Genomic DNA, 18,442 nt, shown 5'->3' with positions numbered 1-18,442 from the left:
AAGGAGATTATAATGCGTTCACTTTTAACAATCTTAACATTGACGGTTTTAGCGTCTTGTTCAACTCATTCGAACTCAGTAAGTGATTCGGTTGCAAAACCAAATCCACGTGAGTATCAGGTTGGGGCCTATTTATGGCAACAAACGAGTGGTGAGTATAGAGCACTTACTTATCAAGCTTACAATATCGCTAAAGAGCGTGTTGAAAGAGACCTGGAAGACAAGCACAACAAAAAGCGTGCTGTTATTTTCGATATCGATGAAACGGTTCTTGATAACTCTTTTGGCGGGGCCATGGAGATTAGAGAAGGTCTTTCATGGAAAGAAAATCATTTTGCTGAATGGGTGAAGATGAAGCAAGCGATTGCTATCCCCGGTGCTCTTGATTTCGTAAAATTCCTGGAAGCGCGTAACGTAGAAATTTTCTATATTACAAACAGAGCGAGCGACATGTTCCAGGATACTTTTGATAACCTGAAAGCTCAGGGCTTCCCGGTAAAAAAAGAAAACCTAATGCCAATGCCGAAAGAGCATACAAAAGAGCCAAGACGTCTGGAAGTTCTTAAGAAGTATTCAGTTGTTTTATATGTGGGAGATAATCTTTCAGATTTCCCAGGTGGATATGAAAAAACGACGGTTGAAGAGCGTAACGCGTTGGTCGATAAAATGAAAGCGGACTTCGGGCAGAAGTTTATTATCCTTCCAAATCCATTGTACGGAGATTGGGAAAGGGCATTGCCTGCAAATAAATCGCGATATGAAAATTTAAAAGTTAAGCCTTAGGCTTGATCTTTAAACAAACCCGCATTAACGTATTAAAGTAAATAAATTATTCACCAATCATCATACAAAGGAATGATCACAATGAAGAAGATTTTAGTATTGGCACTTCTTGCAGCAGTTGCAGTTGGATGTTCAAAAGGGAAAGACCCTAAGACAGAAGAAGAGAAAACATTTTACTCGATCGGAACAATGTTCGGATCACGCTTAACTCAATTAAGTATGTCAGATTCAGAAATCGACGCACTTACATCTGGATTAAGAGATGCAGCTAAAGGTGAAAAACAAAAAGTTGATCCTATGGCATACCAACAAAAAATCCAAGATATGTTCAAAGCTCGTATGGAAAAACAAGCTGGAGATATCAAGAAGAAAGGTGCTGAATTCATCGATAACTTCGTAAAGAAAGAAGGGGCAACTAAAACTGCTTCTGGACTTGCTTACAAAGTAATCAAAGAAGGAACTGGACCTACTCCAAAAGAAACTGACGTAGTAAAAGTTCACTACCATGGTACTTTAATGGATGGAACTGTGTTCGATTCATCTGTAGAAAGAAAACAAGAAGTTTCATTCCCTCTTAACAGAGTTATCCGTGGATGGACTGAAGGTCTTCAAACTATGAAAGTTGGTGGGAAGTCGAAATTCGTAATCCCTTCTGAGCTAGCTTACGGTGATGCTGGTGCACCTCCGAAAATCGCTGGTGGCGCAACTTTAATTTTCGAAGTTGAACTTCTTGGAATCGAAAAAGCAGCACCAACTGCTGAAGCGGCTCCATCTGCATCTGCAGCTAAGAAAAAATAGTTTTTAAGAAAAAATAGTTTTTAAGAAATTATAAAATTATAAAAGAAGGCCTCTCTGCTAATACCAGAGGGGCCTTTTTGTTTTAGGAGACTCTAATGCTTAAGTTAACTTTTTATGTTCCGGTTGAGTTTAAAGAAGTTGTGAAAAATGCTTTGTTTGACGTTGGGGTTGGGCGCATTGGTAACTATGACAGATGCTCTTTTGAAACAGAAGGTCAGGGGCAATTTAGGGCCTTGGAGGGCGCAAATCCAACTATCGGAAAAGTTGGAGATGTAGAAAAAATTTCTGAAGTCAGGGTTGAAATGGTGATGGATGATCACATATTATCTATTGCAGTGAAGGCCTTAAAAAATTCACATCCGTACGAGACACCTGCCTACGATGTGGTAAAATGTATGGAGGCTTAATAAAGAGGACATATGAAAAAATTAGTACTCATCATGATTTTTTTATTCGCAAATATAACAGCACCAAAAATTTATGCTCAAGATGAGCAGTTCGAAAAACAAATCCAGGAAATCATGAAGGCCCGCGAAGAGATGCTCAACTCTCTTATGGACGGCAATGGCGACATGGAACAAAAGATGATGGAGATGATGAGAAGGTTCTCACAACAAGGCGGAATGCCCGGTTTTGATATCGGAGAGCTCGAAGGGCCGGTAGTCGGAGAGTATGACTGGATCGTTACTGACACTCAGAAAATTTTAAAAATAAAAGTAAAACAGATTAAAGATAAACCTCTAGATATTAAGATTGAAAAGGGGATGGTGAAGATTAAAGGTGATGTAGAGTCTACTCAAGGCACTGGTAAGAAAAAAATCGTGCGCAAAGTGAATTTTGAAAGATCGTTTTCTCTGCCTGATGATGTTGATCAAACTAGTCCTGAATTTGAAAATAAAGATGGTGAATTTTTAATTAAGTTTAAACGTCTGGCGAAAGCTGAATTTAAGAAGACAACGCCGCCTCCTGCTGTCAAAAAAGTTGATGAGCGAATTCCTGTGAGTCCTAATTCAGATGATCTAAATATCTAGCTCAGCAAGAGCTTATTAGATATTTATTCCTACTTGCATATTTTGCAAATTAGCGGATAATTGTTTAATGATCAGGTATTACCTTTTTTTACTCGCAACAATCATGGCCGTTAATGCCAGGGCCGAAAGCGTGTACTACCTGCATGAACTCAGTCGATGTGAAGTCAGTCTTTTTGAAAATAAAGAATTCAAAGTTGTTAACGGTAAGCAATTTGCGAATGTCATTTTGGATGCTCGAAGTCCTGCTAAAAATCCAGACTATATTGTATTCAAAATTCATAATCAGATTTTTGTGACTCGTGAATCATGTGTCATGAATGTCGATAAAACTAAAATCAATAATGATTTGCAGGGAAATGAATTTAAGAAGAAGCCTCGTGATATGAGTGAGGGAGAAAAATTCAAATCTTATAAATATTTTGCTGAAATTGATTTTGGTTCAATGAAAGTTTCAGACGAGGGCCCCGTGGCCAGTGACTACAATGAAGTATTTCCATCGACCTCAGCAACCAACCCGACATCATGGGGTAAGGCCGAAAACAGCAGTTATAGTTCGGGTTCATTATTAAGTTTAGGTTTTGGATTAAGGTCCAATCAAAATAGATTTTTGGCATTCAAATTAAGGTTATCAAACGGAAAAAAATCTGATGCACTCGATTTAACTGATTTAAACACTTCCATTTCAGAAAGAGGAACGTGGGTCTACGAAGACTCCTTCAAAAACTTTTATGTCGGTTATAAATTTATTTTTTTAGATGATTCCGCATGGAAGCCGATTGTGGCAGCCTATATTGGGGCCAGTCACATGAGCTCAACTCTTAGTGATAGTGTCTCCACATATGAACTTAGTTCTCTGGGAATTGCGGCATTGATCGAGGCCGGGATTGAATATCATTTAAATTCTCATTGGGGGGTTGGAATGAATTTAGGTTATGAGTATCTGGGAAAAAAAAGTCTAAAATTTCAGGATGAAAGTTCTGGGACAAATTTTACATCAAATATGAGTTACTCTAACCAGTATTTTACACTTGGGTTGAAGTACTACTTTAAATAGAGATGACTATGAAGAGTTTTATTTTTGTTTTGACGATATTATTTCTCACTATTTCTTGTAAGCAAGAAAGTAAAAATGCGTTGCCTTTTACTTATAATAAACCTGGAAACTCTCCAATTGTTCCCACTATTGCAACGTCAATGACATTGGTGTCTCCGGCAAGCACTCCAGGTTTTGATGCGACACCGGTATTCTCACTTAGTGGTGTGGTAAGTGGTGAAACAATTAAAATTTTTACTAATTCAGCATGCACTAATTTAGCGGGAAGTGCAGTGGCCTCTGCTTCATCGGTGACAATAACTTCACAAACTCTTTCAGTCGGAACATTTAATTTTTATTCAAACACTACTAATGCCTATACAACTAGTGCTTGCTCGGGTCTTTTGACCAGTTATCAATATTTGGGAATTGCACCAACGACAGCGACGAGTATGACCTTGATCTCTCCGGCGTCATCACCAGGTACTGTTGCGACTCCAGCTGTCAGACTCTTTGGTATGGTCTCGGGAGAAACTGGGAATTTATATGTGGATTCTAATTGTTCGCAGTCTTATGGAAGTGCACTAGTCAGCGGGACAACTGCGACAATTATTTCAAGTCAACTTGCTCCTGGAGTGAATCAGTTTTATACCAATAGTACAAATACGGCAGGGACAGGAACTTGTTCGGCCGCACTTTTAAGTTATAACTATCTTGGAGTTTTACCAACAAGTGCAACAGCTCTGACACTTTCCACGCCATCAACTTCTCCCAATTATGTTTCCACTCCAACATTTATGGCCTCAGGTGTGAGCAATGGAGACACTGTTAATCTTTATACGGATGCTAGTTGTTTATCTTTAGTAGGGATAGCGACATCAACAGGTGGAAGTGTTTATGTTACAAGCTCCGCTTTAAGTGTGGGTACTCATTCTTTTTATACGAACTCATCAAATCTCGTCGGATCGAGCGCATGCTCGTCTGCTCTATCGGCCTATAATTATCTTGGACCTGCACCTAGTGTTCAGATCTCATGGAATGCCAACCGTGAAAAGGCCGTGAATAAAACAGGTGGGGGATATCGGATTTACTATAGTAGAACAAGTGGTATTGATCCGGCGTCCGCCAGTTATTACGATGTCCCATACGTTGCAGGACCGACAGCACCAGTGACAAAAACACTTTCAAATCTTTTAATAGGTACGACCTATTTTAAAGTATCTGCTTACTCGAATTTAAATGCGCCAGGATCAACGTCAGGGACAATGAGTGATACCTCAACTGAATTTTCCATCACGTTACCGTAGGATATTTTATGAAGATTAAAAATTTAATATTTGTGAGTTTATTAATTTTTTCTGGAAATGTTTTTTCGGCCCATTCGAAAAATTTAAAATCCAATTTTGTCACCGGCGAGATACTGGTGAAGTATAAAGCTACAATGAGTTCTTTTGATCAGAGTGTTGCCATTGAAAGAGAAGGTGGAGTCAGGATCGGCAAGCAGATGAAAAAAGGTTGGAATAGAGTTAAGCTAAAAAAAACTCTCAACATAAAAGAGGCGATTGAAGAATTTAAGCAAGATCCTGATGTTCTTCATGCTCAACCCAATTATATTTATCATGCATTACTAGCTCCCAATGACCCTCGTTATGGGCAATTGTGGGGATTAAAAAATACCGGACAAACGATTATTTCGGCCGGTGGTCCCGACACTCCGAGACCGACAAACAATCCAGGTGTGTCCGGTAAGGATATGAATCTGGAATATGCATGGAATACTATCACGGACTGCTCCTCAGTCATCGTGGCCGTTATCGATACAGGAATTAATTATAATCAAGGTGATCTAGTAAATAATATGTGGGATGGGGGAGCGAGCTATCCAAATCACGGTTATGACTTTGTAAATAATGACAATGATCCGATGGATTCTAATGGCCATGGAACACACGTTGCAGGAACAATTGGTGCCGTTGGAAATAATGGCACTGGTAGTACCGGTGTATGCTGGAAAGTAAAATTGATGGCCATAAGAGTTTTAGATACAACGGGATCTGGAACATCGGCCGATATAATTGACGGTATTAATTTTGCGGTTGATAACGGTGCTAAAGTCATCAATATGAGTTTAGGGGGAAGTGAGTTTGGTCAATTTGAAAGTGATGCAATGACGTACGCTCTTAATCATAATGTTTTGGTCGTGGCCGCCGCAGGAAATGATGGAACAAATAACGATGACGGTTCAACACTAATTTATCCATGTGACTATGCTCAGAATAATATCGTTTGTGTTGCGGCCTTAGCTCAGGATTATTCATTGGCCTCTTTTTCTAATTATGGAATAACTCACGTGGACGTCGGAGCGCCGGGAGTTAATATTGTAAGTACATGGCCCGGAACTCACTCATCTGTGACTGATACGTTAAAAGCAGGATGGAGTTTTTCCAGCACGGCCGCTTCAGGATGGGGCTACAAAGATTTAAATTTTGGCTCACCTGTCAGTTGCCTGGTTAATCCTACTAATTATAACTACAGTACTGCGAAGTATTTAAACAATATGGATGCAAGGGCGTGGAAAAGTTTTAATCCTTCCTCTGTTGATGTTGCGACTTTAAATTTTTACTTGATGACTGACGTCGATGCTGGCGACTCTATATCAATTTATAGTAAGAGTGGCACAACTGATCCAATGGCCAGCGGAACAAAACTTGATACATTTTCAGGAACGACCTACGGTTACCGTGAGCCTTTTGAATATGAGATCACGTCATTGTTAGGAAGTCCTTTTAGTATTGGATTTAACCTTGTTACAGACAGCTCTGGTGTTGATTTAGGAGTTAACGTTTCAAATTTTTCAATTGATACTCTGGCCTACAACACGACATCTTACAATGTGATCAGCGGAACTTCGATGGCCGCTCCACATGTGGCGGGTTTAGCAGCTATGATTTACGCTTATAATCCAAGTTATACTTACAGTGACGTCGCTAATTCTATTAAACGTGGTGGCGTGGCGACGGCATCTCTTGCTGGTAAAACTTCAACAGGAAAAGCGGTGAGTGCTATTGGATCTCTTAATTATATTAATACACCAACAGGTGTCGCAGCGGTAAAAGTTCCATGAAGTTTTTTTTAATTTTATTATTTTTTAGCACTTCAGTTTTTTCTTTAGAAAGAAAAGCCCTTACAGAATATATCGTCACAGGCCCACATATGACGGCCGAAACATTAAAGAGCACTTTGAAAAAATACCCACCCGATCAATTAAGACCCTTAAGCAGAGGGAACTTTCTCATCCAATACAAAAAAGACCCGGGAGTTGCTGCCTTAAAAAAAATAGGTGGTAAGAACTTCAAAATCCAACCAAATTTCGTTTACAAATCTCTGAATAAGCCTGATTAAAGTTATTTCGTCGGATACCGACAAGACTCTAGAGAACTAATTATCTCCGAGAGGTCGTTATCAAGAAATTATCATACATAGGACTCGTGACCGTCATGGCGCTTTTTTATCAAAAGGCCTATGCCCTTCAGGAAACTTATTTCAAAGAGCAGTCTCTTGATGTTCCATACCGCGAACAGGCCGTCATTATCGGCAAAGAAGGCTTTTACCCCAATCGTATCGTTGTCTACAAGGGTGAGAAGGTTCGCTTCTTTGTAACGGCCGTAGGGATGGATTCAGCTTGTTTTAATATTCCTGATAAAAGTGTTTTTTCGAGTCCGGTAAAAGATAAAATCGCAGAGGCGGAAGTCTTCTTCGATAAAGTAGGTGTTTTTCAATTCAATTGCCCCAACAATACCTTCACCGGTAGGGTCATGGTTTTAGAGAAAGGAGCCGATAGAGATGAGACAGCAAGGCGTGGTCTTGCCTCGGATATGGTTAAAGTCTGGAAGCCGAAAGATACACCTAGTGAATGGGTGCAGATTAAGCGTTCAGAAATGAAAGAAGACTACATCGACTTAGACCACGATAGAGTACAAAAAGACGAAACACCAAAAGATCAGGAACGTGAAATGATTGGCTTTGGTGGAAGAGATCTGGCGACAGAAGATTAAGGAATAAGATGTCAGTATTTAGCGATGCAATTGACCAGTTTTTATATCCAATCAAGGAACTTCTTGAGGACGCCGGCGTATCTGAAATCATGATCAACGGGCCCAAAGAAATTTTCGTGGAAAAAAAAGGTCTCGTCTATAAAACTGATGCTCAATTTCACAATGAAGAAGCACTTGTATCAGCGATGAGAGCGATTGCTCAGTCGGTTGGTAGAAGAATTGATAAAGACAATCCTCGTCTCGATGCCCGCCTTCCCGATGGATCTCGTATCCACGTTGTTTTACCTCCAATGGCAAAAAATGGAACGACGGTTGCTATCAGAAAGTTTTCAAAAGAAAAATTAACACTGAATGATTTAATCACTTTTGGTTCATTATCAAAAGAGGCAGCAAGATTTTTAGATATCTGTATGTTCCTGGGAAAAAATATTATTGTTTCAGGTGGTACGGGTTCTGGAAAGACGACCATGTTAAACGTTTTGGGGTCGAGAATTCCAAAAACTCAACGCTTAATTATTATTGAAGATGCGGCCGAGCTACAGGTAAAAGCTGAGCACGTTGTAAACTTTGAAACCAGAAAAGCAGACTCTGAAAGAGGCGTCACTGAGATCACGATTCGTGACCTGGTTGTGTCGGCCATGAGACTTCGTCCAGATAGAATTATTGTTGGAGAGGTTCGTGGTGAAGAAGCACTAGATCTTATCCAGGTTATGAACACAGGTCACGATGGTTCAATGGGAACAGTCCATGCGAACAATCCAGTTGATGCTTGCACACGTTTAGAAACTTTATGTCTGATGGGTGATACAAAAATTCCTGCGGACGCTATTCGTAAGATGGTTGCATCTGCTATGCAAATTGTCGTTCAATGCTCGCGTTACCATGACGGGGGAAGAAGAACTTCTCACGTTTCAGAAATTACCGGTATCGATAAAAACGGAAACTACATTTCGCGCGATATTTTTAAATGGGTACAAACAGGAAAAGATCCTGAGACTGGAAAATATCTGGGAGAAATGGTGGCGTGTAATTACGTGCCGTCATTCTTTGAAGATATTATCGTCAATAAACTACCGTTTCCAAAAAGCAATTTCCTTGCTCCTGAATGGTACAATCAAAAATTAAGAGGCGATAAGGGCGAAGCAGCTTAAGAGCTTATTCGAACTCTACGTCAATTCCATCTGGACCGATTTCACACGTGATCTCAGTGGACTCTTCGTTCTTTGCTTCATGAACAATGTTTTTCAAATCTTCCACAGAAATTTCTGGGTCTAGATCGAACTCTAATGAAAGAGCATTGATGAGGTTGTGAATGATTTCATAATCGCGCAGGGTTTTGAATTGATCAAGTTTAACTGCAATTGTGAATGTATGATCTTTAGCATCTTGGACAACATCTAATTTCACTGGCTTTCCTCCTAGGGGCCCGGACGGTTATTCTATACAATATCTTTGATCGTCATTGAAGGTATTATAGCAACGACTTTCACCTTTTGATCAACTTTTTTTGCCTTTTCTAATTTTGCTTTAATTTCTGCGAATTGAGGGTGGTCTAGGGCCACTCTATAGACTGCAGTATGCCTAAGAAATTTGACAGTAAGGACCTTATCTTCTTCGGAGATGGATTTTATGACGTCCGTGAAGGAGTCGGTCAGTTCGCGCTTACTATTGGTTTCAGTGTTGATTTGAGATGAAAAAAGCAGAGAAGCGACTATCACTAATAATGATTTCATTCTTAATATTTTCCTAGTTGTGGCCATGGGGGATTGAAGAGCGAGTGCAATTTGGAGTGAGCAGATTTTTTACTTCATCGATAAAAGTTTTTACCATTAAGTTATTTTAAACCACTGTGAAAAAATGAGAAGTAATAAGTATTAATTTCCTCAAAAAAGACAGAAAGCTAAACGCTCAGGTATATTGTCTAATGTTAAACTTATTTAATATTAAGACGAAAAGCCCCTTATGAATAAGCTCATCATATTAATTTTATTTCTCTTCATAGCAGTTTCATGCTCTGGACCTCAGACTAAAACTTTTTATGAACGCACGCCGGCCGAAGAGTCGACCTATGTTACAAATTCTGCTTTAAGAGCAATTGATGATGTTCATCCTGCCTCGAAAAAAGAATCGGTAGTGATTCTTTCAAATGCAAAAATTGTTTTTGCTGATTATGGATTATTAAGAAAAGATTTTCCCGAGCTCGCCAATATTTCCAATGATGAAATAGACTGGTGGCTTCTAAGAAATACGGCCGTGATGTCTGATTCACAGGCCAAGCAAGAAGTCGTGAACACTCCGATTCTGTCATATGATAAAAAAACTGCTTACCGTCCACCTGATTATGGACGTGCTTTAGTTATTCCGGTGAATGCACCGGGAACCGAAAATCCTATTGGTCTGATTGATGCAAAAGGTGTGGGAGCATTGAAGCCTGCGCTTCAAGACCACGGCGATGGTCTGGCCACTCTTGGAGAGTGTATAAGAGAATTTGTGTATGAGAAAATGGTGAATAGAGTTTTTCAACATAGTCAGAGTGGATTAAAAACAGTCGGGACTTATGCCGTTATTGATGCCGGTTTTGATTTAAAACATGGTGATCAATCGACTTCTCCTGCGGGAATTGTTCTTCGTCAGGCCCATTCAAGATCTACGGGATACATGAGTTTAATGAATGAGACGGATTCACTAAAAGTTGAAAATGTCTTGAGACATTATGGTTTAACTTCAGCGGGAGCTTACCGTTCAGATTCGTTCGAGAGAATTAATGTTCAAGGAACAAAAGGTGGAGCAGTTTTAGATTTTGGAGGATTTTTGACCGTAGAAAAATTCACGAAAGAGGCCAGACATTTTTATGGAACTAATATTTTAATCGACCCTAAAGTGGCCGGCGGTATTCAACCTGATGCAAACGTGCGTGTTCCCTTAAATATTTGGGGGACAACAGTCAGTGGGGTTGAAGATCCTAAACTTGATAACGTTTGGCTTTGGTCTCACGACTTGGCAAGATCATTTAGAAATGGCACGGCCTCAAGACAAGATGCGAATCAGCACGTTAAAAATTTACTAGGGCCGGTATTTGAAAAACTGAGACTTGCTCCAGTTAATGGATCTTCTGATAATTGCCTTGAGTTGATTAATTCTATCATCAATTAACTTTTGATAAACCAGCTCTCAAGTGCGATAATAATCGCATGAATTTAAAACAAGAAAAAGCAGATTACATTGTTCAAAGATTAGAAGAGTTGTATCCGGAAACACCAATTCCACTGGATCACACAGATCCTTATACGCTTTTAATCGCGGTTTTACTTTCAGCTCAGTGTACTGACGTTCGTGTGAATCAAATCACTCCTAAGCTATTTAAGAGAGCTAATACGCCTCAGAAAATGGTGAAGGTTCCTGTTTCTGAAATCGAAGACATCATCAGACCGTGTGGACTAGCACCGAGGAAGTCGAAAGCGATTTCTGATTTGTCGCAAATTCTTCTTGATAAATATAACGGTGAAGTGCCACAGAGCTTTGAAGGCCTTGAAGAGCTTCCTGGTGTTGGACATAAAACAGCTTCAGTTGTTATGGCCCAAAGTTTTGGTGTGCCGGCGTTTCCAGTAGACACTCACATTCATAGACTTGCTCAAAGATGGGGTCTTACTGCCGGAAAGAATGTTGAGCAGACAGAAGAAGATTTAAAGAAAGTTTTTCCGAGAGATAAATGGAATAAGCTGCATTTGCAGATCATTTTTTACGGAAGAGAGCATTGTACGGCCAGAGGGTGCGATGGGCTTCAGTGTGATCTTTGTTCTTCACTTAATTTTCTGAGGAAGACTCCGGTTAAGACGAAGAAATAAATTCGATAAAGAGGTTTATGCTTAAAATTCAAATTGGAAATGATCAAATAACTGTTGATGACTTATTAAAAGTCAGGGCCTCTTACCCCATAACTGAAGTCGAAGCCGCTTCAAATATAAAACGATATGAACAAGAACTTAAAGAAGTTGAGAATCGTCTTTTCTTTTTGGGTCGCAATGAAGATTTATCACCATGTGCTTATGTTCAATTGATCATGAAGAATGCAGATAATGATCCCGAGTTGGCCAATGGGCATGAGATCGCTCATATCCATGATTTGCGTGTGAGGAGTGATCAGCAAAGACAAGGTATAGGATTTTCTCTGATGGATGCTTTAGAGTTTGAAGCTTTTGAATTGGGAATTAAAGTTCTTACTTTGGGAGTGGATAATTGGAATACTCAGGCCATCCAGTTTTATGATCAATTGGGGTATCGAAAATTTAAAGAAGTTTCTGGACGTTCGGATGATGAAGTTTGTTATTATATGCAAAAGCAATTGCTCGATTAGCTATTTAGTTAGCAGTTGCTCTACCACAAGTCTGCTGGCACCTCTTACCTCTTAGGCGTGCATTCCCTTAGAAATTGCCGACAGTAAATTAATAAACTGATCAAAGATTTCACGCTTTCTATAAGAATAATCCCCAGTCAAAGCAGGCTTTAAATTCTCCGCCGATTCACCAGGTTTCATATTATAAATTAAAACGCGTAAATTATTATCGTCTAACATTAAAAATGTCATATCGAGATTAAATGTTATCAATCTCATTTCATGTTTACCAGATTTTGGATTGATCCCCGCAAAAAATGTCGTCTGAAAAAGATATTCAGGATTCGTTAAACTCTCCAACACTGCTTTAGTTAGTATTTCAAAAGTCACACGCGTCCATTCCAGAGCTTTTTCTTCATTCTCCATTTGTCTTGGACTGAAAGTGCTTTTATTCATCTGATCAGTGAAATATTTAATCTCTCTTTCAATCAGAGCATCTAAAATATTATTAAATAGAACTCTGGTATTTTTTATTTCAAGATCGTTTTTAATCTCACCACTAAATATTCTTTTATTGGCATCAAACACATGATGAACCAGTCCTGTTTCCAGTTCAGCAAGTTGAAACGAAACGCCGGGATTTGTCGCCACCACTGGAGTTAAAACTAACTCTTTTGTCAGAAGACTTCCTGAGATCGACCTTTGATTGATGGCCAGGGCCATCCAAGGGTAAGAGCTCAATTTTTCCGCGTGATTTTGTGCCAGATAGAAAGATTCAAGCTTGGGGAAGGAATTTTTTTTAAAAAGATCAAAAAACATTTAATAATCCAGGCGCTTTAGCTTAACAATAATTAAAAGTAGGATTAAGATAGTCCGAGTTATGGAGAATGTGGATAAAAAAATGAGCGCGAAAACGCATAAGATAGGTGTTTTTGACTCCGGGATCGGAGGCTTCAGTGTCCTGTCGGATCTGATCAGCGCTTTTCCTGAGGCACATTTCTATTACTATAGCGACGATGCTCACGCTCCATACGGACCTAAGACTGACGAGTATATAACTAATCGAACATTTGTGATCACCGACGAGCTTATTTCTAAAGGCGCGGAGATGATTGTTGTGGCCTGCAATACAGCTACAGCGTCAAGCATTGATACACTTCGCACGCGTTATCCTGAAATGACTTTTGTTGGTGTTGAGCCTTATTTAAACGCCTATTACAAAGAAACCGGCCCTTCAAAAATGGCGGTTCTTACAACTGAGTCCACAGGAAAATCAGAGCGCTTCAAAAGATTAAAAGAGCGCCTTGACCCAAAAGGTTTTATTGACCATTATTCTCTTAAAAACTTAGCTCGCATGGTGGAAGATTTCTACCGCGATCCAAGTTATGAAAAGGAATTCGACCGTCTTTTAGACATCGAACTTGAACCACTAAAAGGCAAAAATTATACGCATGCTATTTTAGGATGCACTCACTATCCGTTAGTGAAAGATAAGATTGAATCGATACTAAAATTAAAAACGCTGAGCCCGTCACCGTATGTCGCTCAAAGAGTGCGCGACTTATCTGTGAAAGAAGGTGAAGTAAAAGCACCTGTCAGTGAGAGTTTTGATTTTTATTCCAGCAGTAAACCCGAGTGGGTAGAAAAAAACCGTCATACGTTTTTTGGCCCATTTAAAAAATAAGGATTTTTTATGTCAAAAATTAAGTCGATTAAAGCAAGGCAAATTCTCGATTCACGTGGAAACCCTACAGTTGAAGTAGACGTGTTCACAGAAGCAGGAAACATGGGAAGAGCAGCTGTTCCATCTGGGGCCTCTACAGGATCAAAAGAAGCTCTAGAGCTTAGAGACAATGATAAATCTTACTACTGTGGGAAATCAGTTTTAAAAGCTGTGAAGAATGTTAATGAAATTCTTGCACCAAAACTTCTTGGAATGGAAGTGACGTCTCAAAAAGCAATCGACACAATGATGCTTGAGATGGATGGAACGGAAAATAAATCTAAGCTGGGAGCGAACGCTCTGCTTGGAGTTTCAATGGCCGCATGTCGTGCAGGTGCTCTTGATTCAAACATGCCACTTCACCAATACCTATTCGAAAAATGTAAGGCGCCAAACGCTCACAAGAAATACATCATGCCAACTCCATTGATGAACATCATCAACGGTGGATCGCATGCTTCAAACAACCTGGACATCCAGGAGTTCATGATCGTTCCTCACATGAAGAAGTCTTTCGGTGAAAACCTTCGCGCTGGTGTTGAAGTTTTCCATGCACTTAAGAAAGTACTTACTGATTCAAATCACTCAACTAACGTTGGTGACGAAGGTGGATTCGCTCCAGACCTTAAGTCTCATGAAGAAGCTATCGAGTTGATCTTAAAGGCGATCACAAACGCTGGTTACAAACCAGGTGTGGATATCTCTCTTTCTCTAGACTCAGCAGCTTCTGAATTTTACAAAGACGGTAAATACAGTATGCAAGGAAAAGAGTTCAGTACTGCCGATATGATTAATTACTATTCAGATTTATGTGCAAAATATCCGATATATTCCATTGAAGACGGTCTTGATGAAGGGGACCACTCTGGATGGATTGATTTAACAAAAGTTCTTGGTTCAAAAGTAGTTTTAGTTGGTGACGATCTTTTCGTAACAAACAAAAAAATCTTTGAAGCGGGAATCAAGACAGGTGAAGCAAATGCCATCCTGGTTAAAGTTAACCAAATCGGAACGCTGACTGAGACGTTTGAAGCAATGGAGTTGGGATACAACAACAACTACAAAGCGATCATCTCTCACCGCTCTGGAGAAACAGGGGACTCTTTCATTGCAGATTTAGCAGTAGCAACTGGATCAGCTCATATTAAGACTGGATCAGCTAGCCGCTCTGACCGTATGGAAAAATATAACCAGCTTCTTCGCATTGAAGAGATGCTTGGTGACCAAGCTGTTTACCTTCCAGTAAAATAGTTTTTAGTCACAAGGCCCTCAATGAGAAAAGCTATTGAGGGTCTTGTGTTTACATTAAAAAAGAAACCGGTTCAACATTCAGAAAGCTCACAAGACTTCAAAGAAAGATTATTTTTTCACGACGTCGTCAATCAGACTCATGGTTTGCTTTTATTTTTAAATCAAAAAGAAATCTCTGGTGAAAATATAAACAGGGAAGAAATTCAGTTGATGCAAAAAGAAGTTAAAACTCTTCAAAGTCTTATCCGCGATCACTTCAACTACAAACATAAAAATCTTGTTCAGACATATGATTGGGTGCCGTTTAGTTATGCTAAACTTGCTTTTGAAAATTTATCACAAACATATTTTAAAGATACTCAAGTGAATGCAACTTTTACGATTGTTGGCAAAGATTCAGAAGAGGATTTGATCTACTATCCATGTTTCTATCGAATCCTAAATAACCTCATCAAGAATATCAGTGAGGCCCAGAGTCCAAATGCTGAATTCAATTTTGTCATGGATGAAGTAGGTCTAACCGTCGTTACGAGAAATCAGTTGAAGAAAAGCTCTACTGATTCTTCCGAGTCACTTACTCGGGTAATTTTAAATGAAGATAAATTGATTAAAGGTCTGGGACTGGATTCAATTCATCATCTGGCAGAAGAACACGGTGGGATTTTTGGTTTTGAGATTGAAAACAACACTTGGATCAATAAACTCTATCTTCCTACACAAAATTCTATGAGCTTGAGAAAAACCGACAAAATTGCTGCATAATAGCTTGTAGAAAATTCCAATAGCTTTTACCCTTTAAGTAAGACATTCAATCCAAAGAAGGAGTGAGCATGGAATACTTTATCGGTTTAACATTCGATCCAGGCTCTATCCATCAAAACAAGATCGAAAACTTCAGAAGACGTTTCGATTCAAAGTTTGTAAAAAATGGTCTCTTACAGTTGACTATTTTACCCCCTTTTAGCGTCGACTTCATCACCAGATCTGAAGAACAAAATTTTATTGAAGAACTTACTGAGTTACTTGAAGGTCACCTTTATGGTCTCAAAGAGATTTCGCAAATTGAATTCAACGGAATGACTTTCTCCATGGGTAAAAAAGGCGCCTTAGCATTAACTCCCAAAATTTCTCCAGATATTTTATACTGTCAGGAATCGATTTATTTTTTCTTGAAAGAATACGGTGTAAAATTCAAGAAGACTAAAAACTCCACGACTCCCATTCTTCCTATCGGCAGAGTGGATTACCCGGAACTTTTGGAGTCAGCAATCGAGACGGCCAAGATAGAGTTTTCTTCTCCTTTCGTGATGAACGCAATGAGCTTTGTGCTTTTTGAAAAAACACCCAGAGAATGGAAACACAAGAATAACCTTTATGATTTCGATACTCGAGATCATTTTTTTTTCGTGAATGAATTATATGTATAAAATTTTATCCGGTGTTTTAGTTCTTTCTCTTTCAGCTCCTCTGATGGCCGCAGGTGTACATCGTGGTGGCGCAGAATTATTAAATCCTTCAGCGTACGCTATCAATGCAAATGCCTCAATGTTTCAGACCTCTGCTTTTTACGATACAGATGGTGTTGAGACGGAACTTGTCGATGGAAATAAATACCGACTGATTGATATGGACCTGGCCGTTTCATATGGTGTGAGTAAAAGTTTAGAAATCACAGCGATGGGAAGATTCAGACAAGTTTCAAGTACAGTGAATGAAATTACAAAAGAAAATTCAGGGCCTGAGTCTCTTGGTGTCGAAGCAAAATACGCTTTTGAGACAATGGGAAATCTTCGTTATGCAGTTGGAATTCACTACCGTCAGACCCTTTATACAAATGCTAGTTATGAAAACGCCACTCTGGTTCCAGAAGACGAAATTATCTTAGGTGATTCTGGAAGTGAGTACGGTGTAGATTTATACACGACTTATATAAGCGCTCCATGGAAATTCGATGCAAGAATCGGATACAGCTCTCCTGCTAATAATTTAAGTGATGAAGTGACTTACAAACTTGAGGGGATGTACCGCTTTTCAAAGCTTGGTTTACTTGCCGGTGTTGAAGGAATTTATTCTTTAAAGAAGGATGAGTTCAGTGAGACTCCTGCCTTAAAAGCTGTCCAGGCAACTGGTGGCACAGCTCTTTTTAACAGTATAAACCGCGAGAAAGTGGCGCCTTATCTGGGGTTCAATTATGCCTTCGATAAATTCATCATGGCCGTTAAAGGTCAGACAGTGATGTCTGGAACGTCTACTGATAAGGGGAATACGATTTCATTAAACATCGGCTGGAGCTCTGACGGCGTGACTCCTGAGTCGGTTAAAGTAGACTCGTTTAAGGAGTACCAGGTAGATGGATCAGTTCTTAAAATCTCGGCCCGCTCAAATTTCATTCGTATCGACCAAGGGTTATCAACGGATGTTGAGAAAGGGATGAAGTTTGATATCTACCAGACAGATTATTTTGGCGGTAACGTTTTGGTCGCAAGTGGCATCGTTTATGAAGTTGGAGCTGATTGGTCCATTATTAAGCTCGTAAAGAAGTATAAAGACATAGAAATCAAGCCGGGGTTCGCGGCCCGCGGGTATTAGGAAGAATTTAACTATTTAAAAATAGTCAGCAAAGTGTACAATTAAACTATTATTATTAGTTTATCTCCTTAAGAGGAAATAGCATGAGAAACTTGCGTTCATTATTAATCGCGGCAGCGATGCTTACCACGACGAGTGTTTTTGCAAAAACATTTACCAGCCAATTCTCAGAGTTCGAACTTCCTAACGGATGGGACTGTGCTCTTGAAGGATCTGAGTGGGTTTGTCAGAGTGATAACAAAGATAGAAAAAAAGAGGCCATCATTATTCTAGCTGCAAAGTATAGAGGTGATCAGGACGATCTTGATAAATATCAGGCCTACTTAAAAACACCAAAAACTTTCAGCCTTCCAGGTGGAAAGACTCAAGTGTCGGAAGCAAAAGCAGTTTCTGTTAGAGAGATCAACGGGCAACGCTGGGTTGATTCACTTCACTTAGCTTCAGAAGTTCCAGGGTTCTATACAAGATACCTTGCAACTGTAAAAGATTCTCTTGGAATCGCGGTGACATTTTCAGTTGCTAAAGATCACTACGATTCATACCAGGATATTTTTGAAAAAATTATCGCGACATTAAAAGTATTCGATCAAAGGAATGCTGCTGGTGGAACATGGAAACCAAAAGATAAAGAAGGTGATTTAATTGCTGATGGAACTTATATTCCAGATGGTGGTCAAAATCCGGATATCGGAATGCAGAAAAAGAATAAAGGCGGCTCAGGTGATGAAGAGACAACAACAATCATCGGAATTATCGCTGTCGCAGCTATCGCATTCTTCTTGTTAAAGATGAGAAAGAAAAAGAAAGGTAAGAAATAAAAAAGAAGGGACCCAATCGGGTCCCTTT

General features: G+C 39.4%; 22 protein-coding genes. 19 read left to right on the top strand and 3 right to left on the bottom strand.

Annotated features, from left to right (window positions below; translation table 11 throughout):
- Positions 1-12 precede the first annotated feature (12 nt).
- The 10 genes from SHI21_RS20180 to SHI21_RS20135 all read left to right on the top strand — a co-directional run bounded on the left by SHI21_RS20180 (position 13) and on the right by SHI21_RS20135 (position 8,851).
- A complete protein-coding gene (locus SHI21_RS20180) occupies positions 13-783 on the top strand; it encodes a 5'-nucleotidase, lipoprotein e(P4) family (RefSeq protein WP_323579033.1) in 771 nt (256 codons plus the stop codon).
- A gap of 81 nt (positions 784-864) precedes the next feature.
- Positions 865-1,581: an FKBP-type peptidyl-prolyl cis-trans isomerase gene (locus tag SHI21_RS20175; RefSeq protein WP_323579032.1), complete on the top strand. Its 717-nt coding sequence runs from the start codon at positions 865-867 to the stop codon at positions 1,579-1,581.
- A gap of 95 nt (positions 1,582-1,676) precedes the next feature.
- Entirely contained in the window at positions 1,677-1,988 is a 312-nt protein-coding gene (locus SHI21_RS20170) for a YqfO family protein (RefSeq protein ID WP_323579030.1), read from the top strand.
- A 12-nt stretch (positions 1,989-2,000) separates the two neighbouring features.
- On the top strand, positions 2,001-2,612 hold the full coding sequence (locus tag SHI21_RS20165; protein WP_323579029.1) for an Hsp20 family protein: 612 nt from the start codon (positions 2,001-2,003) through the stop codon (positions 2,610-2,612).
- Positions 2,613-2,679: 67 nt separating this feature from the next.
- Positions 2,680-3,666, top strand: a complete 987-nt coding sequence (locus SHI21_RS20160) for an outer membrane protein (RefSeq protein WP_323579027.1) — start codon at positions 2,680-2,682, stop codon at positions 3,664-3,666.
- An 8-nt stretch (positions 3,667-3,674) separates the two neighbouring features.
- On the top strand, positions 3,675-4,952 hold the full coding sequence (locus tag SHI21_RS20155) for a hypothetical protein (RefSeq protein ID WP_323579026.1): 1,278 nt from the start codon (positions 3,675-3,677) through the stop codon (positions 4,950-4,952).
- An 8-nt stretch (positions 4,953-4,960) separates the two neighbouring features.
- Complete coding sequence (locus SHI21_RS20150; RefSeq protein ID WP_323579024.1) at positions 4,961-6,769, top strand: S8 family peptidase; 1,809 nt, start codon at positions 4,961-4,963, stop codon at positions 6,767-6,769.
- Positions 6,766-7,047 carry a hypothetical protein gene (locus SHI21_RS20145; RefSeq protein WP_323579022.1) on the top strand — a complete coding sequence of 94 codons (282 nt, stop codon included), beginning with the start codon at positions 6,766-6,768 and terminating at the stop codon, positions 7,045-7,047. The genes SHI21_RS20150 and SHI21_RS20145 overlap by 4 nt, the downstream gene beginning before the upstream one ends.
- Before the next feature lie 95 nt (positions 7,048-7,142).
- Entirely contained in the window at positions 7,143-7,700 is a 558-nt protein-coding gene (locus tag SHI21_RS20140; RefSeq protein ID WP_323579020.1) for a hypothetical protein, read from the top strand.
- Positions 7,701-7,708: 8 nt separating this feature from the next.
- Positions 7,709-8,851, top strand: coding sequence for a CpaF family protein (locus tag SHI21_RS20135; RefSeq protein ID WP_323579019.1), 1,143 nt, complete (start codon positions 7,709-7,711; stop codon positions 8,849-8,851).
- Between the two features lie 4 nt (positions 8,852-8,855).
- On the opposite strand, the gene SHI21_RS20130 is transcribed toward SHI21_RS20135, so the two are convergent.
- The gene (locus SHI21_RS20130; RefSeq protein WP_323579016.1) at positions 8,856-9,107 is read right to left on the bottom strand and encodes a hypothetical protein; all 252 of its coding nucleotides are present in this window, start codon (positions 9,105-9,107) and stop codon (positions 8,856-8,858) included.
- A gap of 32 nt (positions 9,108-9,139) precedes the next feature.
- Entirely contained in the window at positions 9,140-9,433 is a 294-nt protein-coding gene (locus SHI21_RS20125) for a hypothetical protein (protein WP_323579015.1), read from the bottom strand.
- A gap of 229 nt (positions 9,434-9,662) precedes the next feature.
- Here SHI21_RS20125 and SHI21_RS20120 point away from each other — a divergent pair, with 229 nt between their 5' ends.
- Genes SHI21_RS20120 through SHI21_RS20110 form a run of 3 tightly spaced genes read left to right on the top strand, consistent with a single transcriptional unit; the run spans position 9,663 to position 12,054 of the window.
- Entirely contained in the window at positions 9,663-10,853 is a 1,191-nt protein-coding gene (locus SHI21_RS20120) for a hypothetical protein (protein WP_323579014.1), read from the top strand.
- Between the two features lie 38 nt (positions 10,854-10,891).
- Positions 10,892-11,545, top strand: a complete 654-nt coding sequence (nth, locus tag SHI21_RS20115) for an endonuclease III (RefSeq protein WP_323579013.1) — start codon at positions 10,892-10,894, stop codon at positions 11,543-11,545.
- Positions 11,546-11,562: 17 nt separating this feature from the next.
- Positions 11,563-12,054 carry a GNAT family N-acetyltransferase gene (locus SHI21_RS20110; protein WP_323579011.1) on the top strand — a complete coding sequence of 164 codons (492 nt, stop codon included), beginning with the start codon at positions 11,563-11,565 and terminating at the stop codon, positions 12,052-12,054.
- A gap of 51 nt (positions 12,055-12,105) precedes the next feature.
- On the opposite strand, the gene SHI21_RS20105 is transcribed toward SHI21_RS20110, so the two are convergent.
- Positions 12,106-12,852 carry a hypothetical protein gene (locus SHI21_RS20105; protein ID WP_323579009.1) on the bottom strand — a complete coding sequence of 249 codons (747 nt, stop codon included), beginning with the start codon at positions 12,850-12,852 and terminating at the stop codon, positions 12,106-12,108.
- An 82-nt stretch (positions 12,853-12,934) separates the two neighbouring features.
- On the opposite strand from SHI21_RS20105, the gene murI reads away from it, so the two are divergent.
- The 6 genes from murI to SHI21_RS20075 all read left to right on the top strand — a co-directional run bounded on the left by murI (position 12,935) and on the right by SHI21_RS20075 (position 18,414).
- Positions 12,935-13,717 carry a glutamate racemase gene (gene murI / locus SHI21_RS20100; RefSeq protein WP_323579008.1) on the top strand — a complete coding sequence of 261 codons (783 nt, stop codon included), beginning with the start codon at positions 12,935-12,937 and terminating at the stop codon, positions 13,715-13,717.
- Positions 13,718-13,726: 9 nt separating this feature from the next.
- On the top strand, positions 13,727-15,007 hold the full coding sequence (gene eno / locus SHI21_RS20095) for a phosphopyruvate hydratase (protein WP_323579006.1): 1,281 nt from the start codon (positions 13,727-13,729) through the stop codon (positions 15,005-15,007).
- A 45-nt stretch (positions 15,008-15,052) separates the two neighbouring features.
- Positions 15,053-15,769: a GHKL domain-containing protein gene (locus tag SHI21_RS20090; RefSeq protein ID WP_323579005.1), complete on the top strand. Its 717-nt coding sequence runs from the start codon at positions 15,053-15,055 to the stop codon at positions 15,767-15,769.
- Positions 15,770-15,837: 68 nt separating this feature from the next.
- Positions 15,838-16,434: a hypothetical protein gene (locus SHI21_RS20085; protein ID WP_323579003.1), complete on the top strand. Its 597-nt coding sequence runs from the start codon at positions 15,838-15,840 to the stop codon at positions 16,432-16,434.
- The gene (locus SHI21_RS20080; RefSeq protein ID WP_323579001.1) at positions 16,427-17,596 is read left to right on the top strand and encodes a hypothetical protein; all 1,170 of its coding nucleotides are present in this window, start codon (positions 16,427-16,429) and stop codon (positions 17,594-17,596) included. The genes SHI21_RS20085 and SHI21_RS20080 overlap by 8 nt, the downstream gene beginning before the upstream one ends.
- A gap of 83 nt (positions 17,597-17,679) precedes the next feature.
- Entirely contained in the window at positions 17,680-18,414 is a 735-nt protein-coding gene (locus tag SHI21_RS20075) for a hypothetical protein (protein WP_323579000.1), read from the top strand.
- The last annotated feature ends 28 nt before the right edge of the window (positions 18,415-18,442 follow it).

This window comes from Bacteriovorax sp. PP10 (assembly GCF_035013165.1).
Classification (GTDB): Bacteria; Bdellovibrionota; Bacteriovoracia; order Bacteriovoracales; family Bacteriovoracaceae; genus Bacteriovorax; species Bacteriovorax antarcticus.
The sequence above is the reverse complement of the archived record's forward strand: the minus strand, read 5'-3'. Positions and strand labels throughout refer to the sequence as shown.